Source organism: Streptomyces smaragdinus, from assembly GCF_009604385.1.
GTDB classification, from domain to species: Bacteria; Actinomycetota; Actinomycetes; order Streptomycetales; family Streptomycetaceae; genus Streptomyces; species Streptomyces smaragdinus.
The window spans coordinates 79436-103237 of record NZ_WEGJ01000021.1 but is presented as its reverse complement, the minus strand read 5'-3'; the positions used below and the strand labels follow the sequence as shown (position 1 = coordinate 103237).

17 protein-coding genes and 1 tRNA gene are annotated in these 23802 nt (G+C 71.6%); 10 read left to right on the top strand and 8 right to left on the bottom strand.

Annotated elements, in window-relative coordinates; genetic code table 11:
• Nucleotide 1: 1 nt before the first annotated feature.
• From SRB5_RS23385 to SRB5_RS23375, 3 genes are read right to left on the bottom strand one after another with little or no spacing between them, the layout of a single operon-like run.
• Nucleotides 2–4081 carry a TIGR02680 family protein gene (locus SRB5_RS23385; protein ID WP_153455281.1) on the bottom strand — a complete coding sequence of 1360 codons (4080 nt, stop codon included), beginning with the start codon at nucleotides 4079–4081 and terminating at the stop codon, nucleotides 2–4.
• On the bottom strand, nucleotides 4081–5310 hold the full coding sequence (locus SRB5_RS23380; protein WP_153455220.1) for a TIGR02678 family protein: 1230 nt from the start codon (nucleotides 5308–5310) through the stop codon (nucleotides 4081–4083). Before SRB5_RS23380 ends, SRB5_RS23385 begins: the two co-directional genes overlap by 1 nt.
• Entirely contained in the window at nucleotides 5307–6827 is a 1521-nt protein-coding gene (locus SRB5_RS23375) for a TIGR02677 family protein (protein WP_456114912.1), read from the bottom strand. The genes SRB5_RS23380 and SRB5_RS23375 overlap by 4 nt, the downstream gene beginning before the upstream one ends.
• Nucleotides 6828–7004: 177 nt before the next feature.
• Between SRB5_RS23375 and SRB5_RS23370 the strand changes: the two genes are divergently transcribed.
• Both SRB5_RS23370 and SRB5_RS37850 read left to right on the top strand, forming a co-directional pair.
• Complete coding sequence (locus SRB5_RS23370; RefSeq protein WP_323378338.1) at nucleotides 7005–8174, top strand: hypothetical protein; 1170 nt, start codon at nucleotides 7005–7007, stop codon at nucleotides 8172–8174.
• A 120-nt stretch (nucleotides 8175–8294) separates the two neighbouring features.
• A complete protein-coding gene (locus SRB5_RS37850; protein ID WP_228390376.1) occupies nucleotides 8295–9758 on the top strand; it encodes a hypothetical protein in 1464 nt (487 codons plus the stop codon).
• A 200-nt stretch (nucleotides 9759–9958) separates the two neighbouring features.
• Here the strand turns inward: SRB5_RS37850 and SRB5_RS23360 are convergent, their stop codons facing one another.
• The 5 genes from SRB5_RS23360 to SRB5_RS23340 all read right to left on the bottom strand — a co-directional run bounded on the left by SRB5_RS23360 (nucleotide 9959) and on the right by SRB5_RS23340 (nucleotide 14899).
• Complete coding sequence (locus tag SRB5_RS23360) at nucleotides 9959–10678, bottom strand: DUF3800 domain-containing protein (protein WP_194293011.1); 720 nt, start codon at nucleotides 10676–10678, stop codon at nucleotides 9959–9961.
• Nucleotides 10679–10761: 83 nt separating this feature from the next.
• A complete protein-coding gene (locus SRB5_RS23355; protein WP_153455215.1) occupies nucleotides 10762–13332 on the bottom strand; it encodes a DNA/RNA helicase domain-containing protein in 2571 nt (856 codons plus the stop codon).
• 9 nt (nucleotides 13333–13341) lie between these two features.
• The gene (locus SRB5_RS23350) at nucleotides 13342–13671 is read right to left on the bottom strand and encodes a Pepco domain-containing protein (RefSeq protein ID WP_153455213.1); all 330 of its coding nucleotides are present in this window, start codon (nucleotides 13669–13671) and stop codon (nucleotides 13342–13344) included.
• 167 nt (nucleotides 13672–13838) lie between these two features.
• Nucleotides 13839–14063, bottom strand: a complete 225-nt coding sequence (locus SRB5_RS23345; protein ID WP_153455211.1) for a DUF397 domain-containing protein — start codon at nucleotides 14061–14063, stop codon at nucleotides 13839–13841.
• Nucleotides 14024–14899: a helix-turn-helix domain-containing protein gene (locus SRB5_RS23340; protein WP_153455209.1), complete on the bottom strand. Its 876-nt coding sequence runs from the start codon at nucleotides 14897–14899 to the stop codon at nucleotides 14024–14026. The genes SRB5_RS23345 and SRB5_RS23340 overlap by 40 nt, the downstream gene beginning before the upstream one ends.
• A 193-nt stretch (nucleotides 14900–15092) precedes the next feature.
• Between SRB5_RS23340 and SRB5_RS23335 the strand changes: the two genes are divergently transcribed.
• The 8 genes from SRB5_RS23335 (at nucleotide 15093) to SRB5_RS23300 (ending at nucleotide 23774) form a co-directional block, all read left to right on the top strand.
• Nucleotides 15093–15165, top strand: a tRNA-Arg gene (locus SRB5_RS23335).
• Between the two features lie 67 nt (nucleotides 15166–15232).
• Complete coding sequence (locus SRB5_RS23330; protein ID WP_153455207.1) at nucleotides 15233–16363, top strand: leucine-rich repeat domain-containing protein; 1131 nt, start codon at nucleotides 15233–15235, stop codon at nucleotides 16361–16363.
• Nucleotides 16360–18111 carry an ankyrin repeat domain-containing protein gene (locus tag SRB5_RS23325; RefSeq protein ID WP_194293010.1) on the top strand — a complete coding sequence of 584 codons (1752 nt, stop codon included), beginning with the start codon at nucleotides 16360–16362 and terminating at the stop codon, nucleotides 18109–18111. Before SRB5_RS23330 ends, SRB5_RS23325 begins: the two co-directional genes overlap by 4 nt.
• Nucleotides 18108–19286 carry an AAA family ATPase gene (locus tag SRB5_RS23320; protein ID WP_153455205.1) on the top strand — a complete coding sequence of 393 codons (1179 nt, stop codon included), beginning with the start codon at nucleotides 18108–18110 and terminating at the stop codon, nucleotides 19284–19286. The genes SRB5_RS23325 and SRB5_RS23320 overlap by 4 nt, the downstream gene beginning before the upstream one ends.
• Nucleotides 19283–20464 (top strand): vWA domain-containing protein, encoded by a 1182-nt coding sequence (locus SRB5_RS23315; RefSeq protein ID WP_153455203.1) that lies wholly within the window; start codon nucleotides 19283–19285, stop codon nucleotides 20462–20464. Before SRB5_RS23320 ends, SRB5_RS23315 begins: the two co-directional genes overlap by 4 nt.
• Before the next feature lie 77 nt (nucleotides 20465–20541).
• Complete coding sequence (locus tag SRB5_RS23310; protein WP_153455201.1) at nucleotides 20542–20898, top strand: hypothetical protein; 357 nt, start codon at nucleotides 20542–20544, stop codon at nucleotides 20896–20898.
• A 217-nt stretch (nucleotides 20899–21115) separates the two neighbouring features.
• Nucleotides 21116–23092, top strand: a complete 1977-nt coding sequence (locus tag SRB5_RS23305; RefSeq protein ID WP_323378335.1) for an ABC transporter ATP-binding protein — start codon at nucleotides 21116–21118, stop codon at nucleotides 23090–23092.
• Nucleotides 23093–23105: 13 nt separating this feature from the next.
• Complete coding sequence (locus SRB5_RS23300; RefSeq protein WP_153455198.1) at nucleotides 23106–23774, top strand: maleylpyruvate isomerase N-terminal domain-containing protein; 669 nt, start codon at nucleotides 23106–23108, stop codon at nucleotides 23772–23774.
• The last annotated feature ends 28 nt before the right edge of the window (nucleotides 23775–23802 follow it).

The following is a 23802-nucleotide window of genomic DNA, read 5'->3' as shown; positions in this document are numbered from 1 at the left end:
GTCACCACGTCCCGCCGGGTGCCGGTGTCCGGGTGTCGTCGGGTGGGAGCGGCGCCCCCTCGGCGGACAGCAACCCGGACCCGTTCCATACGAACCGCGCCGTGGTCACCGCGTCATCGAGGTCGTCCACCAGCAACTGATGCACCGCGATACCGTCGAGTTCGCGATAGGTGCACCACTCGTGATCCGAGGTCAGCAGCAGGTCCAGGTCGAGTGAGGACAACAGCGCGAAGACCTGTCCGCGGTTGGCCGCGTCGACGCCGACGAACACCTCGTCCAGCAGGATCAGTCGGGGCGCGTCCGGCACCGAGTGGTAGTGCGCCGCGACCGCCGCGAACAGCGGCAGATGCAGCGCGATGGCCTTCTCGCCGCCCGACAGGGCACCGTGCAGTTTCTTCGTCAGCAACTGCCAGCCCTGACCGTTGGCCCGGTCGAGCCGGACGGTGAAGCGGTGCCACGCGGTGTAGTCCAGCACCTGCGCCAGCTGCTCCTCCCAGCTGACGGCCCGCTGATCGGCCCGGGCCTCCTCGATCCGCTCACGGAAGAACTGGTGCAGCGCCTCCTGGTCCGCGTCGGTCAGCCGTACTGGATCCTTGAGCAGCAGGTCGCGGGCCGCCCGGGTGCCCGGCGGCAGCTCGGGGTCGACCTGCCACAGCAGCTGGACGGCGACCTTCGACGCGGTACGGACCCGCTCCAGGCGGGAGTTCATGGCGTCCACCAGCGCGTTCGCCTGCCGGATACGCGAGGCCAGATGCCGCCGGGTGTCGCCGGTGAGAATGCGGTCGAAGAGGCCGCGCTCGCGGGTCGTGATGTCGTCCTGCGCACGGTCGCGTTCCTCCCGTAGCGCTGTCAGCAGCCCGGCCGCCCCCAGTCGCGCCCCGTCGATGGAGGCGGACAGCACATGCAGGTCATCCTCCGCCTCGAGGTGGATGTCCGCCCGCTCCTGCAGCGTCTGGGCGGTCGCGTAACGCGTCTCCGCCAACCGCTCCAGGGCTTCGGCGATGTTCTTCGCCTCATGCGGTACGGAGGGCCAGCGGGCCGCGATCGTACGAGCCGCCTCCAGTGTGGCGGTGACCCGCGCGTCCGCCGGCAGCCGCAGCTCCGCCGCCGAGGCGTCCTCGGCGAAGCCCGCCGCCATACAGGCACGCAGCCGCCCGGCTGCCTCGTCCCGGTGGGCCACGGCGTCGTCCCGCTGCCCCGACGCCGTGGTGCGCCGCTCGCCCAACTGCCCGATACGGGCGGCCAGCTCGCGCAGGCTGATGTTGTGCTGCTCCGCTGCCTTCCGGGCGACGCCGACCTGGGTACGCAGCTCACCGATCCGGGCGAGCAGCTCCTGGTACGGGGCGCCGACGGTGCGTTCCGCCTCCTGGACGGCGGCGGCGAGGGCGGCGGCCTCCCGCCCGGCCGTCCGCGCCTTGGCCTCGTGGTCTGCGGCGCTGCGCCCGGCCCGGGCCGCCTGCTCATCCGCCGCGTCGGCCGCGCGCAGCAGCGCCGCCGACTGCACCGCGGCGAGCAGCCACCGGCCGGCGGCCTCTCGCAGCGACTCGCACCGTCCGGCGAGCCGGCCCAGGGCCTCGTCGTCGGCGGGGAGCTGGTGTTCGGCCGCGACGGCGTGCAGATCCCGCAGCGCCACGGCGACGTCCTGCTCGCGTTCGGTGAGGAGGGCGGCCGCGACCCGATGGGTGTCCGCCCGGGCGGCGGCCTCGGCCTCCGCCCGGTCCAGTGTCCGCTGGGCGGTGGCCACCGGGGCGTACGGCGGGCAGCCGCGCCGCTCCAGGTCCAGGGTGCGGCGGCGGCCGTCGAGCAGCGCGAGTTCGCTGTCGCAGGCGCCGATCGACACGTCCAGCTCCTCGATGCGCGCGCCGAGTTCGGCGATCCTCCGGTGCCGGGCGCGTTCCCGGGCCGCCGCGCCGATGTGGGCGGACTCCGGCTTGCTCCAGGTGCCGGTGGCGGCGGCGAGCCGCCAGCTGCCGTCGGCGCCGACGGCAGCCGGGCCGGCCGGCAGGGTGGGGCCGTACGCGATGGACGCCAGCAGCCGCTCGACGCGCTCGCCGGGGACGGCGGCGTCCGCCTCGGGCCGCAGCACCGCGGCCAGACCGCGCCCGGCCGCGGGGGCGGGCGCCCAGTCGGGGGCGGCGAACGTGTCGTGTCCGGCGGCGGCGAGGGTACCGTCCGGGCTCAGCCAGGCGTCGAGCAGGCCGGAGGCCTCCAGGGCCGCTTCGACGGCCGCCTGTTCCCCGGCGGGCACGGCGTCGTGGAAGGCGATCAGCTTCCACAGGGGTGCGCCGGGCCGGCCGGTGCGGTCACCGCTGCGGGTCCGGGGCGGTTGCGGCGGCAGATCGCGGTCGAGGCGCAGCCGTTCGGCCTCCGCGGCGGCCTCGGTTCGTTCGCGGTGCAGGTCTTCCAGGTGCCGGCGGACCGTGGTCTCGGCGGCGGTGAGCTCCCGCTCCGTGGCGTGCGCCGCCCGGCCGATCAGCGCGAGGACCTCGGCCTCCTGGTCGGCGAAATCGGCCAGCTCCTCGATGTCGGCGTCGGCGAACCGCAGTTCCGCACAGCTCCGAGCCCAGTCCCGCAGCAGCCCGGCCCTGGCCCCCACCGCCTCGCGGTACCGGACGGCCTCCTCTTCTTGCCGGGCCGTCGCGGCACCGAGCGCGGACCGGGCCTGGTCACGGGCCTGCTCGGCGGTCTCCCGGGCGTTCACCGCCTGCCGGTGGCCGGCCGCGGCGGCCCGTACACCGGCGATCTGGTCGAGCCGGGCACGTACCGCCCCGTCGAGAAGCTGCCGGGCCCGCTCCTGCGCGCCCTCGGCCAGCACCGCCGCCGCCTCGGCCGCCACGGTGCCGAGACCCGCGGCCCGGGCCGCCTGCCCGGCCTCCTCCTCGGCCTCCCGGGCGCGACCCGCCTGCGCCTCGGCCTCCAGTCGCGCCTGCCCGGCCCGGTGCTCCGCCTCCTCGGCGTCGGCCTGTGCCGTCTCCCAGTCGCCGTGCAGCCGGTCGGCCGCCTCCCGGGCCCGGGCGGCGCGCTCGCGCAGCCGGTCCAGCTCCGTGCCCTGCCGGTACTCCGGGGAGCCGGTCAGCACGTCGATCCGGCGGCCCAGCTCCTCCTGCAACTCCTCGTCGGCGGCCAGCTCCCGCTGGGCGGTCGTCCGGTCGGCCAGGGCCCGTTCGTGCGCCTCCTCGGTCTCGCGGGCCACCCGGGTGAGGTTGTCCATCTCGGTGGTGGCGGAGATCAGCCCGGCGGCCCGGGCCCGCAGGACACGCCGGGCGTACGAGCGCTGCCGCGCGGCGAGCCGGTCGGCCGCCTCGGCACGCTCGTCCATCCGGGACAGTTCGACGCGCTGGCGGTCCAGCCGCTCGAAACCGTCGGCCAGTTCGGAGACCTCGTCGCGGTCCAGCGGTGGCAGGGCCTTCGACAGCAGCGTGGACAGCAGCGACGGGTCGAGCCGCTCCGACAGCTTGGGGGTGCGCAACTGCAGCAGGGCCGTGATCAGCGCGTCGTACCGCTGCTCCGACAGCCCGGGGAAGAGCGTCTGACGCACCACGGCCCGGTAGTCGGAGGCGGAGTCGTACACCTCGCCCCGTCCGGCGACGGCCTCCTTCAGCGCGGCGACGGTGAGCGGCTGCCCGGCCTCGTTCACCAGCGCCGGCCCCTCGTCCCGGCCGATCCGGGCGCGGACGGTGAAGAAGACGGCACCCACCGACGTCGTACGGGATGTCGCCTGCAGCCGCGCGCCCAGGGTGAACCACTCGGTGCCGTCCGCCGTCAGCCGGGAGAACTCCAGCCAGACGTAGCCGACGCGGGTGACGCCGGTGGCGCCTTCGCCCATCAGGTTCCAGTGCATGGTGCGCTCGTTGCCGCCGAAGGTGGACAGGCGGCCGGGCTTCAGGCTCGCGTCGAAGAGGAACGGCAGCAACACCTCCAGGGCCTTGGACTTGCCGCTGCCGTTGGGCCCGCGCAGCAGCAGCCGGCCGCGGTGGAAGCCGAACACCTCGTCGTAGTAACGCCATACGTTGAGCACCCCGGCCCGCTCGGGCCGCCAGCGCTCCGTATACGGGTCGCGTGGTGGGGGGACCGGTGTCATCACGGGGCGTTCTTTCTGTCGCTGTGGGATTCGATGCCGCGCAGGCGGTAACGGGCCGCGGCGGGACGGGCGACGACCAGTCCGTCCGCGTGGCGCACGAGCCCGAACCTGGCCAGCACCCGTACGGCGTCCTCCGCCAGCCGCGTGGCTCCGTCCTCGGAGCGGTACGCCTTCCCCCACCCGGGGAAGCGGTCGAGGATCGCCTCCGCCTCCCGGGCCAGCCGCGCCGGTGCGCAGCCCTGGGGAGCGGCCGCGACGGTGTCGAGCAGGAGCAGCGCGGCCACCTTGTCGTTCGAGGCGTCGTCGGGGAACTTCTCGTCCGTCGCCAGGGCGTCGGGATCGGCGAGGAGCCACCCCTCCGCCCGTTCCTCCAGTACGAAGCCTGCCTGCTCGGCCGCCCGCCGCAGCACCTGGCGCCCGGTCAGCGAGGTGAGGTAGGCGAGCTGGTCGGTGCTGAGCTCGTCGCGATGGACGACCGGATCGTCGAAGAGTCGCCGCAGCACCGTATGCCGCAGCCACAGGGTGCGCTGCGCCGCGGACGTGTCGCCGTCGCCGCCGTACCGCCGCTCCTGGGCGAGCGCGGCCAGCAGCTCGTCGAAGCGCTGCTCGCCGCCCGCGATACGGGACGGGCTCCCCGGCGCCGCGAGCAGCCGCATCAGCACTCCCGGCTGGACGCGGTAGAGCACCTTGGCGTCCGCCGACTCCCCGTACGACTCGGTCGCGCCGTCGAGCACGGTGAGCGCCCCGTACGACTCCAGCAGCCGGAGTACGTCGACGAAGGCCATCCGCTCCGAACGCTGCGCGGTGTCGAACCCGTCGAGCGCCTCGTCGGCGGACATGGCCCGCACCACCCGGTCGGCCAGCAGCCCCACCGTCGTTACCGGCACCGAGAGCAGCTCGGCGCAGGCCACGCAGAGCAGCACGTAACGGCGCCGGTCCAGCGGCGCCCGCCCGGACCGCCGCCGCCGCGCCGGGCGGGGGCCCGCCGCGCCCGTACCGTACGAGCGGACCTTCGACAGACGCGCGTACCCCTGCCGGGCCTCGACCACCAGCGGCCAGCCCACGGTGTAGTCGAACCACCGCGTGAGGGGCTCGCGGCGGCGGCGTACCAGATCGAAGGCGGCCGGGTCGTCCTGCTCGGTGAGCAGCGGCCGGGCCAGCAGGAGGCGGATGCCGCGGGTGACCTCGTCGCGTTCGGCGACGGCCAGCTGGTTGGCGAGGCTGCTCATACGGCCGCGCCCGCCGGATGGATCTCCACGACATAGTCCGGTGCGGTGAGACGCCCCCGGGGCGTGGTCAGAACAGCCTGTCCGGGACCCCGCGGGGGTGCCAGCACGACCTCCACCAGCCCGTCACCGGTCGCGGCCCGCCGCACGCCCACGGCGTCGGGGCCGGCGGCGAGCGCGCGGCCCAGCAGGTCCAGCAGCCGTTCGAAGACCCGGTCGTCCAGGGCGCCGAACTGGGACAGCCGTACCGGAGCGGCGGTGCACAACAGGTCCCAGGCCGCCTCCAGCTCCGCCCGCTCCGCCTGCGCCCGCCCGGCCCGGGCCGACCGCACGGCCGCCACATCACGGACCCGTCCGGTGCGCGCGTAGCGCTCGGTACGGCCACCGGTACGCAGCAGGGCCGACACCTCCACCGGCGGGGCGTCACCCCAGCTGCTGCCTCCGGGAACGGTCTCGGGATCGCCGTGCACGAGATGGGCGTGGCGGGCCGGCGAGAGCCCGAACGCCGTGGACCACAGCCGGTGCAGGTCCTCGTCGCCCGGGGCCAGCGCGAACCACCGCGCCAGCTCGCGGAAGTCCTCCGCGGCACTGGACGCCCGCCGCCGGGTCTGCGTGATGCGGTCCAGGACCTGCAGCAGCGTGACGATCGCCCGCCGCGCCACGTCGTGCAGCTGCTCCACCCTGGGCGGCGCACCGTCCGACGGCAGGAACCAGGCACGCAGACCGTCCCAGCGGGCCCGCCGCACCGCCAGCCAGGCGGGCGCGGGGTCGCCGCCCGCCAGCGGGGGCAGCTCGGCGCCGGCCAGCGCCCGTTCGTGCAGCGTGTCCACGCCGAGCTCCTCGACGCGGGCCACCGCGGTCGCGATGGCGTGGGCGCGCTGGTCGAGGTGGCTGAGGAACTCCTGGAGGTACGCCACCGTGGCCGCCTTCACCTCGTGGAAGACGGCGAGGTCGGCACCGTCGGCGTGCAGCAGGCGCTGCAGCTCGCTGTTGAACTGCTTGGTGCCCGAGCGCAGCGCGTCCAGATGGGTCTCGAGCTCCTGCAGGGTGCTGAACACCTTTCGGTCGGCTGAGGCGGGGTCGGCGAGCAGCACGGCGAGGGCACTCAGCCGATCGGCGATCGCGTCGAGTACGGCCGTCTGCAGCGCGCCGGAGGAGGACAGGAAGGCGAGCGCGTGCTGCACTCCGGCGAAGGCGGCCTCGCCATGTCGGGTCAGCGAGTACTGGAGATTCCGCCGCTCGTACTCCTCGGCGGTGCGGTAATTACCGGCGTGGTTCTGGACGGCGTCCAGCAGCCTCCACTCGCGCAGCTTCGTCAGGGCGGCCACGAGGTCCTCGTCGGTGAGCGCGTCGAACCAGCCCACGCCGCGCAGCCGCTCGCGTACCTCGTCGAGGGAGAGCGCGGTCTCCAGCCGCTCGTTCGCCTCACCGAAGGCGTGCAGGATGGCGCTGTAGAGCGGCGCGAGCTCCCCGGTGGTGAACCGGAACATGTCGGAGGGGACCCGCATCGAGTGGTCCAACGCGCCTCCTGTGCTGTGCCATGACTGGGAACAGGGTACGAGGTGTTTGTGAGTGGCTGTCCGGGTTCCGCGGGGTGAGGCGGCGAGATGCCGGATATGCCTGCTTCGGTCGGTCGTACCGCCGGCAGCTCACCCGGCATCCCACGACACCGCGGGCGCCGCTTAGGATGCCGGGCCGTGAGCGAGTACCAGTACTACGAGTTCCTGGCCGTTGACCGCCCGCTGTCGAAATCCGAGATCGCCCAGGTCAGGGCGCTGTCCACGCGAGCGACGATCACCGCCACCAGCTTTGTCAACGAGTACCACTTCGGTGATTTCCACGGCGATACCACCAAGCTCGTGGAGCGGTTCTACGACGCCCACCTCCACTACGCGAACTGGGGCAGCCGCCGCCTGGTACTGCGCCTGCCTGCAGCCACCCTCCCGACACGGGTCGCGCAGCGCTACGCGCTGGAAGAGACTCTCTCGGTGTGGACGCGTGGCGGTCACACCCTGCTGGATTTCTCCCTCGACGGGGAGGACGGCGCCGAGTGGGACTTCGGGACGTCCTTCGAGCTCGCCTCGTTCGCCGGGCTCCGGGCCGAGCTCGCGGCCGGAGACATGCGCCCGCTGTACCTGGCGTGGCTGGCCGCCGTCGCGGTCTGGGAACTCGCGGACGACGACGAAGAGGAGTACCGGCGCGAAATGGAACCGCCGGTGCCCGACGGGCTGTCGGAGCTGACCGGGCCGCAGCGGGCGCTCGCGGACTTCCTTCGCGTCCCGCCGGACCTGCTGGCCGCCGCCGCTTCCGGCAGCGCCGCCGCTACCGCTCCGGAGACCGACCCCGACCGCCTGGCAGCCTTCATCGCCGGCCTCCCCGCCCGCGAGAAGAACGCACTGCTGCTCCAGGCGGCTCTCGGCCGCTCGCCGGGCCCGGGACTCCTCGCTCGCTTCCGGCAGTCCCTGCACACCACCCGTGAGGACGCCGTCCGGACCCGCCGCAACGCTGCCGAACTCCTGGACGCCGCCCACCAGCACCGCACCGAGCGGACCGCACGGGAGCGAGCCGCTCGCCGGGCGGAGGAGCAGGCTCGCGCACAGGCGGTCGCCGAAGCCCGTAACGAGCGGCTGGACCGCCTGGCCCTCGACCAGCCGGCCGCCTGGCGCCGGGTCGACGCGTTCATCGACCAACGCAAACCGGCCGCCTACGATCAAGCCGCCGCCCTGCTCGACGATCTGCGCGCGCTGCACGCCCGGCAGGGCAGCACGGCCGACTTCGAGCACAGAGCCGCGGAACTGCGCGCCGCCCACCGGGGAAAGCCCGCACTCATTCGCCGCTTCGACGAACTGGGCGTCCCCCAGTCATGAGTCGGCCAAGCAGGACACCGCCGCAGTGGGGGCCCTCACCCCTTACCACAGAGGCCGACCCGGCGTATGACCGGAAACCCAAAGGAACTTGGGCCGTCGGGACCGCCCTAGCCTGTGGACATGAGCGCCACGCATGATCCGACGCCCCGGGCCGTCGACACCCCGTACGAGAAGTTCCGTGCATCGCTGGGCGGACGGCCGACGGTGATGCAATTCGAGCGGTGGGTCGAAGAACACCCCACTGACGGGGACCTGGCACAGGCCCTGGTCGACACCGGGTGGCTGGCCGCCCGCGGCGAACGCCGCCGGGGCGGCGGCGACCCGGCCAAGGCGCTGGAGCTGTTCACGCGGGCGGCCGTGCTCGGCGGACCGGCCGGGCGGCAGGCGGGGATCGGGGCGGTGGAGGTGCTGTACGCGCTGGGCCGGGACCAGGAGGCCGGAGAGGCCGAGCAGGTTCTGCGCGAGGAACTGGCCGGGCCGGGCGGCGCTGCGGCGGACGCCCTGGAGGTCTACGACGCCATGGTCGCCATGCTCTCCGACATCCGCAGGTCCGACCGTGCCCTCGACTGGTGCCTGGCCGGCCTGGACCACCCGGCCGCACGGGAGGCCGACCCCACCGGCGACGGCGCGGCCGCAGAGCTCAGCCGCGGGCTGCGGACCAGCCGGGCGTTTCTGCGCCGGGAACTCGGCCTTCCGCTCACCGACGAGGACCTGGCCGCCGAGGCCGAGGCGGAGGCTGAACTCAGCGCGGCGGGCGAGGCGCTGATGGCGGCGCTGGACGGACTGCCCCCGGGCCGACGGGTGGAGGTGCCCGACGACGGCGGCCCCTTCGACGGAGTCGTGCTGCGCTGGGTACGCCCGGACTTCGCGGCCGTACGCGCCCGCTGGCCGCGGTCCACCGACTCCTACGGCGACGACTACACCGCGTACGCCGAGCGGCTGGAGTCCGACGCCCGCGCCTACGCCGACGCCGGCGTCGTCCGGGTGCATCTGGTCAGCGCGACTGACCGCGTACGAGAGGTTCGCCGCCCGCGAGTACCGCGACGCGGACGATCCGGAAACCCGCCGGGCGTTCAGCCGGCACATCGTGGACACCCACCCGGAGCAGACGTCGGCATGGCCCCCACCACGCAACGGCCCGTGCTGGTGCGACTCGGGCCGCAAGTACAAGAAGTGCTGCGGCGCCCCGGCGAGGAACTGACCGTTGAACCATCACCCGGACGGACGATCCGTGCGCCTGTGCCGGGAGGCCCACACCGGGGACGGGCGGATCAGTCCCGCGGTGTCCAGCACTCCTTGTGCGTGACGCGCGGCGCCACCGGCCAACTCGCGCTCCTCCCGCGCCGACAGGACCCGGACAAGCTCCGCCAGGCCCTCGCGGCGCTCTGGGAGAGCAACACCCTCCCGCTGACGGCCGTGGCCGCTGCCGCCGGCCTGCCGCCGACCCGCGCTCGCGGCTACGCCACCGTCCTCACCCAGCTTCTGAACACCGATGGAATCCAGGTACTGGAGCTCCTTCCGGACAACAAGACGCTGAGGCTCAACCTGACCTGGCTGAAGACCCAGTTCGGACTCGAGGAGTAGGCCGGGGGTACCTCGGTTCTTCGCCGAGCTGTGATGATCCGTCACCCGGACGGACGGTGTATTCCGCTGCGCGGAGGGCATCCGAGGTCCCCCCGTGCTAGCCTCGACAGCAGGGACGTCGACAGCACCTGACGCCCGGATCGCCTTAGGCCCCGCGGATGCGGGGCCTTCGTGCTTGTGGGGTCCGCGTGGGCAGGTGGTCAGGCTTGCGGTGTCCAACATTCGAGGTGCGTGACCCGTGGTGCCACCAGCGACCAGAGCTTCTCGTTTGCCTTGCGTGCTCGCGGATCCCGGTCCTGTCCCGCGGTCAGCCGACGGTGGAGGTACGCCACCAGATCGGCGGCCTGCAACAGTCGGCTCGCCTTCGACGGCGCGAAGTGGATCGTATCCACCAGACAGGGCAGTTTGCTGCTTATGGTCCCGCCCGTTCCGACGGTCTGGTAGTCGCGGAAGTGGCTGCGATGGTCGTCCGCACCCTCGATCTCGTCCGCGATCACGAGGCCAAGCGTCTCGCGCTGCTCCACATGGTCACAGATCTGCTCGAGCAAGTGCATGAGGACCAGTTGGTGGGGCGGGACCGACGACTCCTGGGAGGCGAAATGTGCGGGGAGGTCAAGGCCTCGCACGATGATCCGGACGTCGTGCGAGCCGATCGCGCGCATCGCGTCGGCGTAGATGCCGATCCGAGCGCGGATCATGTTGCTGCCCTTGTTCCCCATACGCTCCCAGTCGTCCCGCGCCTGTACCAGCGCGTGGCCGTGCAGTTCGGCGTACGGGTCCACCGGGTAGCTGTCAGCTGCTTTGCCGACGACAGCGTCGAGCGCTCTGTGCAACGGGCGCAGGTGCCCTTCGGCCACGACTAACGCGACCATCCAGTAGTGATCCTGGTCGTACGATTCGTCGACGTAAGTCAGTAGCACAGCGTGATTGTGACACACAACGGACAGGCGCCGGATTGTTGTTGATGCTTCGATGCCTGACCGCGCCATCATCGGCCAGACCGTCACCCGATGAGGCGATGCAACAGTTCCCGGGTCTCCGCGTCGGTCGAGTACACGATTGTCCCTGCCTTGCCTCGGGTCAGCAGGACCTTGTACGCGTTGCGGATCAGGCGGTCCACCTCCGCGTCCGGGGTGGTTTTCGTGAAGGCGGGGTCCCAGGAGGCGTCGCGATTCAATACCCATTTGTCGGTGCGCCAGACCAGGTCCGGGCCCAGGATTACGCCGCTCCAGTCGTACTCGAAACCCTGGGCCGTGTAGACGCAGCCGACCTGGCCGAAGCCGCCGGGGTCTGTTGCCCACAGGGCTGAGGGCGGGGCGCCGTTGACGGCCTTGTCGCCGGGGACGTTCCAGGGCTTGGCCCAGTCGCCGATCGTCACGTCGGTTGCCAGACTGCCGTCCTGCAGGGGCTTCTTGGTCCATTCCCAGCAGTAGCCGGCGGAGATCCGGGCGCTGAGGTTGTCGTCCTTCTTTTTCTTGAGGAACGCCTCCATCTCGGCCGGGGTTGATGCCATCCGGAGGATCACCTTGCCGTCAGGCTGCCACCGAGTGGGGCCGGGGTTGCCGCGGGAGAGTCCGAGTAGGTTCAGTACCCACTGGAGGTAGGCCTCGCTGCCGCCGCAGCGGAACTGGTCGGCCAGCGAGACCATGGTGCAGCTCACCCCGCGCGCGGCTGTGGCCGCTTTGATCGCCGCGACAGTTCCCACCTCGCCGGGTCGCACTACCTGGTGCTCGTCCAGGAGGAAGACCGTCACCTTTGCCGCGTCGATCAGTTCGTCGATCTGGCTGCGATTCGTCTTCCGCTGTTCGGAGCGGGTCCACCGGTTGACCGAGGTTTCCCGCAGCCGGTGTGCCTCGTCGCAGATCAGCACGTCGATCTGACCGTGCTTGTCGGTCATGAAGCTGTTGAAGTACTTGAAGAGGGCCTGTACGTTCCTGCGTCGGTGACCGGCGAGCTTCCGGAGCGTCTTCGTGAAGGACTGTGAACCGGTCGCGTGCATCACCTTCCGGCCCTCCCGGAAGAGTTCGCCGAGCAGGGACAGGGCGATCACGCTCTTTCCCGAACCGGGGCCTCCGGTCACGACGACAACCTCGGAGCCTCCGGCGCTGTCCGCCTTCCGGAGAGCGCCGAGCACCAGCTCGTATGCCTCCCGCTGGGCGTCGAGCAGGATGAACTGCTCGTGCTCGATGATCTCCCGGGCCGCCACCTTCAAGAGTTGGGTGGTTGGCTTCGAGGCAGGTTCTACGAGCAGTTCCGTCGCCCTGTTCGTCGGGGAGGGCACAAGTCGCCGGCGGAGGTAATCGGCGAAGTCATCCGCCTGGTCCGCGGTGAAGGCGCGTCCGCGTTCGTTCTCGGGGACGCTGCGCACCGCACGTGCGGTGGTATTGGTGGTGTTGGGCAGCAGCACCACGCCGGAGACTCGGTCGGGGTGTTGGCTGAGTGTCTCGTGGAACGCCGTCAGGTAGTCGACGTAGGCTCGGACCTGTTCCACCGGGTTCAGGACCGGTTCGCTGCCGCCGTCCGCCTGGCACAGCGCGGGGATTCCGTCTGCCGGAGCGACTTGATTCCAGTCCTTGAGCTCCACCACGACATACGACGGCTCGCCGCTGACGGGGTCCTGACCGGCCAGTATGGCTGAGATTTTCGTGCTGCTGAGCGGCAGTGCGAAGCCCATCAGCACGGAGACGTCGCGAAGGCCCGAGGCGTCCAGGGCCTTGGAGAGCATGGGGTGCTGGGTGGGCTGGAAGTGAGTGATGGGCTGTGTGGGGTCCATCGAGAGCTCGGGGAGCTGGGTCGGTGGCGGTCCCGGGAAGACGAGGAAGTCTCCCTTGTCGACGTCCGTGAGCACCCTCAGCTGTTGGGGTACGCCGGGCTTTCCGTACGCGTGGTGCATCCGATCGATGCGGTCCTGGGTGTGTTGTTCCAGTTGTTCGAGGGTGCTGATGCGGGTGGCGGCGACGGTGTCGGCGAGCGCCCGGGAGAAGAGGCTGAAGCTGTCGCCCGGCTTCGTGCCGATGTCGTCGTCCGGCTGGACCGACTCCTTGCCGGTGACGAAGCGTGCCACCTCGCCGGGGGAGCAGGCGTAGACGTATGCGACCTTGCGCTTGGCCGCGGCACCGATTTTGCGCTTGGTCCATCTGCTGATACCCGAGGCCGCCATGAAATCGCGCTGGATTCCCTCGCGGCAGGCGTCGATGCAGAACACCACGCGTTCGGCGGCGCTGGTCGAGATGTCGTCCGACCAGTCGAGTTTGATTCCGGTGCGGTCCAGGACGTGGCCGTGCGCGTCTTCGGGCAGGAGATAGTCGTCGCCCTGGAAGTGGACGCCGTGACCGCTGAACATGACCAGGAGCAGGTCACCCGGCCTGGCACTGTTCAAAAACTTCGTCACCGTGCCGACAACGAAGCCTGCGGTGGTCCCCCGCTCCGGACGGCGCAAGTCCACTGGATCGAATCCGCGCTCTTCGAGTGCTTTGCCGATCTTCGCCATGTCCTCCGGTACGAACGGAAGGGACGGAATGGCGTCGTCCTGATAGTCCGTCGCGCCGATCAGCAGCGCCCTGAAACCCGCCACGACCCCTGCCTACGGGCGTCGGAAGGTCAGCGTCAGACCACGGCCGGTCTGGACCTGGCTCGTGCCGATCAGCTGGACCCCGCCACTTGCCGTCACCTGGAAGCTCAGCTGCGCCTCGGCCAGCGGCAGGGTCCCGGATCGCTGGGAGACCTCGGCGAAGATGGTCTGCAGGGCTTCCACGGTGTCGGCGAGATTCTTGCGGAGGGGGCCGAGGGGTACCGATCGAAGGACGGCATCGCTGTCCCGGCTGAAGATCCCCATGGTGTCCTGAGGATCATCCCCCTCGTCCGCCACCCAGAAAGACAGGGTGGTGTCCTCATGGACTTCTTGCAGATCCATCCGTTTCCCCCAACCGCAGCCATCGGCGCTTGCATGCCAACTCTAGATCGCAGCGGTTCCCTTGCGGGGGAAGTTGAGGCATGAAGGACTGGCGTCCGCCTTGTCGGGTTGGGTGTACGGGTGTTCCCACGCCGGGATAGCCCGGCAGCGGGATAAGCCCTGAACGGTCAGGTGTGGAGGGCCTTCGGGAGGTTGTTGACGAACGAGATGAAGGCAGCCCAGGCGTCGGGGGGTACGTGGAGGGCGGGGCCCGTGGGGTTCTTCGAGTCTCGGATGTGGATAGTGGTGGGGGTGAGAGCGATCTCGATGCAGTCGCCGCCTCCGGAGCCGCTGTACGTGCTCTTGAACCACTTCAGGGTGCTGTTGCCGCGACCGGCATGCCTGAATTCCATGTGTCTCCCGCCATGCGATTGATGAGTCGTGCGGACTCTTCGACGTTCAACGCCTGTGAGCGCAGCTTGCCATACCGCAGACCGAATGCGCTGACCTTGGCCGGATCGGACACCACGGTACCGATCTCCTGTGATTCGACGTAGCCGATGTGGCGGTGTTCCGTGGTTTCGAGGAGCACCATGGGGCCGTTCAGACCGGGGTGGACTCCCGGTGTGGTTGGCATGACTTGGATCTCCACGTTGTGCAGCGATGCTGCTTCGGTGAGTGCCAGCATCTGGCGGTGCATGATGTCCCCTCCGCCGACAGGGTTGGTGAGGGCGCCCTCGGCGATGATGAAGCTGAGTGCGACCGGGGGATCGTGGTGCAGCATCCCCTGGCGGTGGAGACGGGCCTCGACGTGTTGCTCGATGGTCTCCGCGCCCAGCGGTGGACAGTGTCCGGCGAACAGCGCCCGTGCGTATTCCTCCGTCTGTAGCAGGCCGGGGATCAGTAGTGGGTCGTATGAGAAGCGGCTGACCGCCTCTGCTTCGATTGCCGCGAAGTCCTGGAAGAATCGCGGGAGTTTTGCGAGGTCGACCTGGTCCTGCAGGGCCTGAAGTACCCCGCCGGTGTTCAAGATGGGCTCGACCGCCTTGGTGAAGGTGGTCTTCGCCGGTCTGCGGCCCTGTTCGACGGCGCCCACCAGTTCCACCGAATAGCCGATGGCGTCCGCCAGAGCCATCTGTGTCATCCCCGCCCGTTCGCGGAAGAGTTTGACGAGTCTGCCGTATCCGACCCAGATCGCCGGTCGGTCGTTGTTGCTGCTGCTGCGCTTCGGCGTTTGGTTGCCGCCCATGTGACCACGCCCCTTTGTGCCGACCTCCGTGCGTTGTCCAACGCGGGCGTCGCGCCGGGGGTGCGGTGGCGGGCCCGTACAACTCGCCGCTGTACCAGTGGGGGATGATCGCCGTCGAATCGCCGCAGGTCCGGCACAGGTGTGCGGGTGGGGAACGGGGTTGTCAGTGGGAGCCGTTATGCTCGCCAGCGGCAAGGCCGTAGCGCAGAGGTCGTCGCGCCCGAGCTGCGAGCTGGAGGACGTCGGTTCGAATCCGACCGGTCTTGCCGTCTTTTTGCTTTTGCCGTCCGCCCGTAGGAGAGGCGTCGGCCCGGACGGACCGGTGGAGTGGTGATGACGCAGCCGACACCCGTGCGCTGCCCTGCTGTTGAGTATCCGGATCTTCCGGTCGCCGATCCGGCGTTGCTTGAGCCGCTTATCGGGCGGCTGGAGTCTGCGGAGCCCGTTGTCGCGGATGAGGCGTTTCCGTTGGGGACGGTGCGTGCCGACGGGCGGGTTGATCTGTGTAAGCAGGGGCTTGGGGCGGTGGGTGTCGCCAAGGTGTTGCCTGTGGTGGCTGCTTCGGTGCATGCCACGCATGTGTTGTTGGGGACCAACGCCATGGGGGATGTCGGGGCCCGGGCTGTGGCCGGTGTGCTTGAGGGCGAGCATGGGCTGCGTACCGTTTATCTCGGCTGTAATCGGATCGGGCCGGAGGGTGCCTCGGTGATTGCCGGGGCGTTGGGGGCGGATCAGACCGTTCAGGCTCTTTGGTTCAAGCGCAATCCCGTCGGTGACGACGGTGTGCGGGCGCTGGCTGCCATGTTGCGTACCAACTCCACCCTCCGCACTCTTGATCTGGTCAACACCGGCGTCGGGCCCGACGGGCTGCGCGCCCTGCTCGACGTCCTGCCGGGGCGTCCCCAGCCCCTGGAGCGGCTGTTCCTCGGGGGGAACGGGCTCACCGCCGAGGCCGCGCCCCTCCTCGCCGCCCTCCTGCGCGAAGGCGTCCGCGAGCTCTACCTCCCCGCCAACCACCTCGGCGACGAAGGCGCCCGGATCCTGGCCGCCGCCGCAGACCCCGCGCACCCCGTCCGCCTCGGACTCGGCGGCAACGGCATCGGCGTTGCCGGTGCGAGGGCCCTCGCCGATGCCCTCCACGGCATCGAGGTGCTCGACCTCGGCCGGCCCCCCTCCGAGCGCAGCCTCGGCGCTCCCGGCAACGTCGTCGGCGACGACGGTGTGCACGCGCTCGCCGACGCCCTGCCCGGCAGTCCCCTGCGGCGGCTCGAGCTGCGGCACACCGGGCTGACCGGGCGCGGCGCCAAGGCGCTGCTGTCCGCCGTCGGGGAGCGGTCGCCCCTGGAGTACGTGGGGCTGGGGCCCGGCCTGCCGCGTAAGGTCAAGCGGTCCTTCGCCCAGCGGCTGCGGCCCGAGTCCGCCGCGCATCCCGACTTGTGCGCGATAGGGAGCGTCTACCGGTGAGCCCGGATCCCACGGACTTCCCCCGGGACGAGCAGGCGTCCTGGCGGCTCATCCGGCGGTACACCGTGCCCCGGTGGATGATCGAGCGGTCGGCGGAGCACCGCCGCGCCGGTGACTGGGCCCAGGCGTGTGCCGTGTGCATGGTGGACGTCGACTTCACCGTGGCGGATGTCGCCTTTACGCACGGGGTCGAGGTCGCGGCCCGGCTCGAGGAGGATCTGGGGCATCTGGTGCCCGACCTGCTCCGCTGGCATCTGCCCCGGACGCTGGGCGGGTGGACGGCGTTGGCCACGGGGGAGGTCGTGGTTCTGGCCGGGTACGGTGCGGAGGACGCGCAGCTGTACGTGACCACGCCGGCGATGGTCAAGGGGCCCCAGCGGGTGGAGCTGCGGTTCGGGAAGCCCGACTACCGGCACGGGGGATTCCGATCGGCCGCCGGCATTCAGGACTGGACCGTGGTCCGTCATCTCTGGGACGACCGGTACACCCACGAACTCCGGGAGCGTATCGGTGGCGGTCCGGACCGTGCGCCCTTCTTCCACTCGGACGGCACCCCGCGTGACCTTGCCGAGGTTCCGGTGGAGGACCCCGGTCCCGACGATATCGCCGCCCGCAGCGAATGGATCACGCTGATCCGGGAGCGGGACGGCCTCGAGGCGGGGTTCGCCGCCGCGGGAATCGAGTTGGACCTGAGCGACGTCAAGGTCAGCGAGTGGCGGAACACGTCGGCGCGTCCCATCCTGGGGCAGCTGGCGTTCGATCTGGCGGGTCTCGACCGTGAGCTGCGCCGTGTCACGGCCGAGACCCGCGCGGAGCGGTGGCTGCTGCCGGGTGACTGGACCAGTCGCGTACAGATCGAACGCCAGGGAGACCGCCTGTCCGTGCGGGTGATCGACCAGAAGGGAGTGAGGGGGAAGCCCCTTCTGGCCCCCGCTGTCTGGCGCCGGCTGCCCGACCTCGACCTGCTGCGCGTCGGGGGAGTGGAGCCCCGCCATCTGCACCCTCTGGTCGCCGCGTCCCTGTTCCCCCGGCTACCCGAGGGCGACGAGCCCGTCGGTCCGCCCGGGCTCGACGATCCGCGGTCCGTTCGGGTCCGCTGCCGTGACTCCGCCTGGCATGAGATGACCGTGCGCGAGGGGCGGCTGGACATGCCGCACAGCGAGGAGGAGCAGCGCCGCGAGCAGGCGATGCGTGCCTTCGGCGGGGCGGTCTCCGGCTGTTTCGCGGTCCAGCAGGCATGGCGGTCGGGCGAGGGCCGGCTGCCCCGGCTGCTGCGCACCCAGCGGCGGGAGCTTTTCCTGCGCGTGGAGAACGGCGACTCGGAAAACGTGCTGACTCTGCTCGACGCCGGTATGGATCCGCATGTACGGGATGTGCGGGGGCGCACGCTGTTGCACACCCTGCATCTGATGGACCACGAGGTGCTGCTGCCCCGGTTGTTGAAAGCGGGCCTCGACCTCGAGGGGAAGGATCGGCAGGGTCGTACGCCGCTGTTCTCCGTTGTCCAGGACGGCGGATCGCGCGCTCTGGTGGAGGCGATGATCGCGGCCGGCGCGCGGATCGACGTCACGGCGCCGACCGACGCCTACAGCCAGATGTATCTGTCGCTCGCCCAGACGATCCGCCGGTACAAGCGGCGTGACCTGGCCTTCCTCTCCCGGCGGGTTCTCGCGGAACACCCGGGGATCGGCGATACGGACTGGGACGAGTGGCGCGAGGACGAGGACGACGAGGACGAGTATCGATGACGACCACCCCCCTCGACGCAGCCGACGACCTCAACGCCCGCCTGAGCATCCGCCGCACCGAGCCCTCCGCCAGCCCCCAGCTCGAAGCGCTGTCCCTGGCGGTGTCGGCCAATCAGCCGGTGCTGCTCTGGGGTGAGCCCGGCATCGGCAAGTCGGCCGGCATCGAGCAGCTCGCCGCCGGCCTCGGCTGCCAGCTGGAGACCGTCATCGCCAGCGTCCACGAGCCGTCCGACTTCGCCGGCCTGCCCATCGTGGGCGACGACCCGGCCACCACCGGCGTGCCGATGGCCCCGCCGGACTGGGCGGTACGGCTGGCCCGGACGGGCCGGGGCCTGCTGTTCTTCGACGAGCTGTCCTCCGCCCCGCCCGCCGTCCAGGCCGCCCTCCTGCGCGTCGTCCTCGAACGCCGCGTCGGCAGCCTGGTCCTCCCCGCGGCGGTGCGGATCGTCGCCGCCGCCAATCCGCCGTCCAGCGCCGCCGACGGCTGGCACCTCAGCCCGCCCCTCGCCAACCGCTTCGTCCACCTCCACTGGACGCACGACCCCCGCACCGTGGCCCGCGGCATGACGGGCACCTGGCCCCGGCTCACGGTCCCGGTCGTCGACCGCGCCCGGGTGTCCGGCGCCGTGGCCAGGGCGCGGGGTGCCGTCTCCGGGTTCCTCACCGCCCGGCCGGGCCTCGTGCATCAGCTGCCGGGCGACGCGGAGTCCCGCGGCCGGGCGTGGCCGTCGCCGCGTACCTGGGAGATGGCGCTGAGGCTCCTCGCCACCGGGTACGCGAGCGACGCCGGTCACGAGGCGGTGGCCGCCGCGCTCACCGGGGTGATCGGGGACGGCGCCGGGATGGAGTTCCTGTCGTACGTCGAGAACCTCGATCTGCCCGACCCCGACCGGGTGCTCGCCAACCCGGACGCCTTCGCCCTGCCGGAGCGCGGGGACCGGCAGCTCGCGTTCCTGATCGCGGTGGTCGCGGCCGTCCAGAGCGATCTCACCCGTGAGCGGTGGGAGGCGGGCTGGACCGTGCTGGCCAAGGCCGTCAACCGGGGGGTGCCCGATGTGGCGGCCCGCGCGGCCGTCGATCTGGCGGCGATGCGGGACACGGACTGGCGGGTGCCGGACGGTATCGACGCGTTCGTGGACCTGCTCCAGCTGTCCGGCGCGCTGCCCGGCGCATGACGCGCCTCGATACGACGAAGCTGCTCGCCGCCCGCTACCGGGCGGCGAGCGACCGCCCGTATCTCGCCTCCGCGTTGTACGCGCTGACCGTCGTGCCGAGCGAGCGGGTCCCGACCATGGGGGTGGACCGGCAGTGGCGCTGCTACGTATCGCCCGGATTCGTCGAGACCACGCCCGTCGACCAGCTGGCCGCGGTGTGGATCCACGAGGTGTCGCATCTGCTGCGCGACCATCACGGCCGGGCCGAACGGCTGCCGGCCGCGGACCAGCGGGACGCGCGGCGGCTCAACATCGCGCAGGACTGCGAGATCAACGACGATCTGATCGCGGACCGTCTGCCGCTGCCCGAGGGGCGGATGGAGCCCCGGCTGTTCGGCCTGGACCCGGGCGGCATGTTCGAGGCGTATCTTCCGCGTATCCCGCCCAGCCACGAGATATCGCTCGACTGCGGCTCGGGCGCCCACGGCGTGCCGTCGCCCTGGGAGATCGCCGACGGCCCCCCGCGCCTCGGCCCCGTCGAGGCGGAGGCGCTGCGCCGCACCACCGCCGAGGCGATGCGTGCCCACCAGCGGGCCCGGGGATCCCTGCCGGGCGGCTGGCAGCGCTGGGCCGAGGAGGTGCTGGAGCCCACCGTCGACTGGCGGCAGGTGCTCACCGGCGCCGTCCGGGAGGCCGCCGCCTGGGCGGGCGGGGCCGTCGACTACACGTACCGCCGTCCGTCGCGCCGTACCCCGGCGCTGCGCGGCGTCGTCCTGCCCAGCCTGCGCCGGCCGTTGCCCCGGGTCGCGGTGGTCGTCGACACCTCCGGGTCGATGGGGGAGGCGGAACTCGACGCCGCCCTCGGGGAGATCACCGGTGTGCTGGGGGAGGTCGGGGTGCGGGGGAACCGGGTGACCGTGCTGGCCTGCGACGCCGATGTGCATGCGGTGACGAAGGTGACCTCGGTGGAGGACGTCACGCTGGCCGGCGGGGGCGGGACGGACATGCGGGTGGGTATCGAGGCGGCGCTGGCGCGGCCCGACCGGCCGGGGATCGTGGTGGTGCTCACGGACGGGATGACGCCGTGGCCGGAGGAGCCGACGTCCTGCCGGCTGATCGCGGCGCTGATCGGGGACTTGGGGCAGGAGCCGCCGTCGTGGGTGGAGACGGTGCGGGTTGGTGACGTGAACGCGCCATAGGTGGTTGAATTCTTGACTTTTCCAGGAGTGGAGGAAAAGCTTGATCGTCTTCTGTCCCCCACACCCCAGGAGTTCATATGCGCATCCGTAAAACCGGACGCGTCGTGGCCGGCGCGGCGGTGGCGTCCGTTGCCCTGCTGATGGGCGCGCTGAGCGCCCCCGCGTCGGCGGCGACCACCGCGGCCGGCTGCGGTGACCCCGGCGCCCTGTGCGTCTGGGAAGGTGCCTTCTCCGGGCGTACGGCCGTGTTCACCGACCTCGGTGACGAGTGCGTGACGCTGCCGTTCGGTGTGCTGGCGGACCTCAACTACACGGACAGGAGCGTCTCGTTCTACCCGAGCACCGACTGCACCGGTACGGCCCTGGTCGCGCCGTCGCTCGACCTGCACTCGTGGGTGAGCCACGGGGCGATGCACAGCTTCCGGGCCAGCTGACCCGGTGACACGACGGGACCCCCCGGCCGGTCGGCGGCCGGGGGGTCCTTCACCTTTCACTCGGATGAGTGGCTTACTGTCGGCCGTCCGATCCGGGCCCTTCGCGCCCTATCCCGCGGTGATGTCGGGCGCTATTACTGGTATCCGGCTGTATGGGGAGTACGGGCGGGGGGATGCCGATGGCTGTCGAGACGATCAGCGCGCCGGGGGCGGAAGGGTGAGGCGCTGGCTGCGGCGACCGCAGGTGGTGGAGCCGGAGGTCTCCGAGGCGGAGAAGGCGCTGTTCGGCGGGCCGCTGCGGTACGACATGGGGTGGAACCAGCACGAGGACGCCCGCCTGAAGCTGACCATGTGGTCCGCCATCCGCACCCTCCCCGGCCTCGTCGGCAGCTGCCTGCGCCTCGCCTGGGCCGCCGACCGGCGCGCCCTGCGGACCGTCGCCGCGGCCGAGGTGGGCCAGGGGATCTGCGAGGCGCTCGGGCTGCTCGCCGTCAACGCCGTGCTGCACGCCCTGCTCGCCGGCGGTACGGCCGCCGACCGGCTCCGCGACGCCGTGCCCGCGCTGGTGGCCGGCGGGGTGGTCGCCGTGGTCAGCGCGCTGTTCGCCTCGCTGTCCACCGCCGCGGCCGGGCGCCTGGAGCCGAAGGTGGAGCGGCTGGCCACCGAGCGCTATCTGACGGCCGTCGCGGGGGTGGAGATGGAGGCCGTCGAGTCACCCGAGTTCCAGCGCCTCATCGACGTCGCCCAGTTCGGCGCCGCCTCCGCCCGCCGCATGATCAGCGCCTGCGTGCCCGCGGTGAACTCCGTCTTCGGGATGATCGCGGCCGGCAGCGTGCTGAGCATCCTGCACCCCGTGCTGCTGCCCCTGCTGCTCCTCATCGCCGTCCCGCGCGGCTGGGGCGCCATGCGCGTCTCGCAGCAGCGGTACGTGTCGGTGATGCAGTGGATCGAGCACGTCCGCGCCAGCCGCCTCATCGGCAATCTGCTCACCAAACGCGAGGCCGCCGCGGAGGTACGGGCCCACCAGGTCGGCTCGTACCTCCTGCGGCACTACCGCAGCATGGCCGAGACCGCCGAGGGCGAGCAGACCCGCCTCGCGCACGACAAGGCCGCCATCCAGCTGCTCGCCTCCGCCCTCTCCGGCGCCATGGCCCTGTGTACGTACGGGCTGCTCATCGCGCTGATCGTCGGCGGCCGGATGGAACTCGCCGCCGCCGGCACCGCGGTGATGGGCATCCGCTCCGGCGCCGCGTCCCTGGGCGCCCTGGCGATGAACGTCAACCAGCTGCACGAGGAGAGCCTGTACGTCCGCGACCTCGACCGCTTCCTGGCCCGCGCCCACGACCACGCCATCCCCGCCACCGGCGCCCCGCTCGCCGGCCCCCTGCACACGCTGACCGTCGAGGGGATCACGTTCACGTACCCCGACCGGGACACGCCCGCCCTCAAGGACGTCTCCCTCACGGTCCGCACCGGACAGGTGATCGCGCTGGTCGGCGCCAACGGCTCCGGCAAGTCCACCCTCGTCAAGCTCCTCGCCGGCCTGTACCTCCCGGACAGCGGCGACATCCGCTGGGACGGCACCAGCATCACCGACGCCGACCGCGCGGAGGTCTTCGCCCAGATCGGGCTGCTGGGCCAGGACTTCGAGGAGTGGCCGTTCACCGCCGCCGCCAACCTGCACATCGGCCGCCCCGACCTCCCCCGCGACCCGGAACGGCTCGAGGCCGCCGCGGCCTGGTCCGGCGCCGACAAGCTGATCGACGAGCTGCCCAACGGCTGGAACACCCTCCTGGCCCGGATGTTCCGCGGCGCGTCCGACCTGTCCGGCGGACAGTGGCAGAAGATCGCCCTGTCCCGCACCTGGATGCGCCGCGACGCCCGCTTGCTCATCGTCGACGAACCGACCTCCGCCCTCGACCCCGAGGCCGAGATCGCCACGTTCGACAAGATCCGCGAACTCGCCACACCCCACCGCGCGGTCGTCCTCGTCACCCATCGCATGGCCGCCGTCCAGCACGCCGACCACATCTACGTCCTCACCGAAGGCGCCCTCACCGAACACGGCACCCACGCCGACCTGATGGCCGCCGGCGCCCGGTACGCCGCGATGTACACCGCCCAGGCCAGCCAGTTCGCCCTCCCCGCCGTCAACGGCGGCCCCGTGATCCCCGCGCCCGCGAGGGAGCCGTAGGTATCGTGCGGAGATGATCACCGCACACATACTGAACGGATTCCGCGACGAGGCGCAGGCGTTGGGCCCGGCGCTCACGAGCCTGACGGACACGGACCACGCGCGCCCGTCGGTCTGCCCGCCGTGGACGGTACGCGAGCTGATCGCGCACATCGTCACCGCCACCGGCCGCCTCGACGGCATGCTCGCCGCCCCCGAGCCACCCACCGCCGACACCGACGCGGTGGCCTACTTCCGGCCCGCCATCTTCACCCCGGAGGCCAACGCCCGCCGCGAGGCGGCGGCGCGGGAGGAGGCCGCCGCGCTCACCGACCCGGCGGGGGCGTTCGACGCGGCCTGGCGCCGGACGCTGGAGCTGGCCGCCGCGCAGCCCGAGGGCCGGCGGGTCGCGACCAGACACGGCGACGCGATGCTGCTCACGGAGTTCATGGCCACCCGCGTCAACGAGCTCGTCCTCCACGGCCTGGACCTCGCCCTGTCCCTCGGCCGCCCGCCCTGGACGACGCCGTCCGCCGCCCGGGTGGCGGAGGCCCTGCTGCTCGGCGAAGGCGCCGACCGCGTCGCGGAGTTCGGCTGGGACCGCCCGACCCTGCTCGCCAAGGTCTCCGGCCGCACCCCCCTCGACCCGGCCGAGGCGGCCCGGGCCCGCGACCTCGGCCTCACCTGGCTCCGGCTCGCCTGACAACGCCGCCGGCCACCGCCCGTGCCGG

Excerpts from the sequence above, each read along its gene's own strand:
- SRB5_RS37850 (WP_228390376.1), top strand. The coding sequence starts at position 8,295 with ATGAGCGCCACGCATGATCCGACGCCCCGGGCCGTCGACACCCCGTAC.
- SRB5_RS23385 (WP_153455281.1), bottom strand. The coding sequence starts at position 4,081 with ATGACACCGGTCCCCCCACCACGCGACCCGTATACGGAGCGCTGGCGG.
- SRB5_RS23320 (WP_153455205.1), top strand. The coding sequence starts at position 18,108 with ATGACGACCACCCCCCTCGACGCAGCCGACGACCTCAACGCCCGCCTG.
- SRB5_RS23350 (WP_153455213.1), bottom strand. The coding sequence starts at position 13,671 with ATGGATCTGCAAGAAGTCCATGAGGACACCACCCTGTCTTTCTGGGTG.
- SRB5_RS23310 (WP_153455201.1), top strand. The coding sequence starts at position 20,542 with ATGCGCATCCGTAAAACCGGACGCGTCGTGGCCGGCGCGGCGGTGGCG.
- SRB5_RS23380 (WP_153455220.1), bottom strand. The coding sequence starts at position 5,310 with ATGAGCAGCCTCGCCAACCAGCTGGCCGTCGCCGAACGCGACGAGGTC.
- SRB5_RS23300 (WP_153455198.1), top strand. The coding sequence starts at position 23,106 with ATGATCACCGCACACATACTGAACGGATTCCGCGACGAGGCGCAGGCG.
- SRB5_RS23330 (WP_153455207.1), top strand. The coding sequence starts at position 15,233 with ATGACGCAGCCGACACCCGTGCGCTGCCCTGCTGTTGAGTATCCGGAT.
- SRB5_RS23340 (WP_153455209.1), bottom strand. The coding sequence starts at position 14,899 with ATGGGCGGCAACCAAACGCCGAAGCGCAGCAGCAGCAACAACGACCGA.
- SRB5_RS23315 (WP_153455203.1), top strand. The coding sequence starts at position 19,283 with ATGACGCGCCTCGATACGACGAAGCTGCTCGCCGCCCGCTACCGGGCG.
- SRB5_RS23345 (WP_153455211.1), bottom strand. The coding sequence starts at position 14,063 with ATGGAATTCAGGCATGCCGGTCGCGGCAACAGCACCCTGAAGTGGTTC.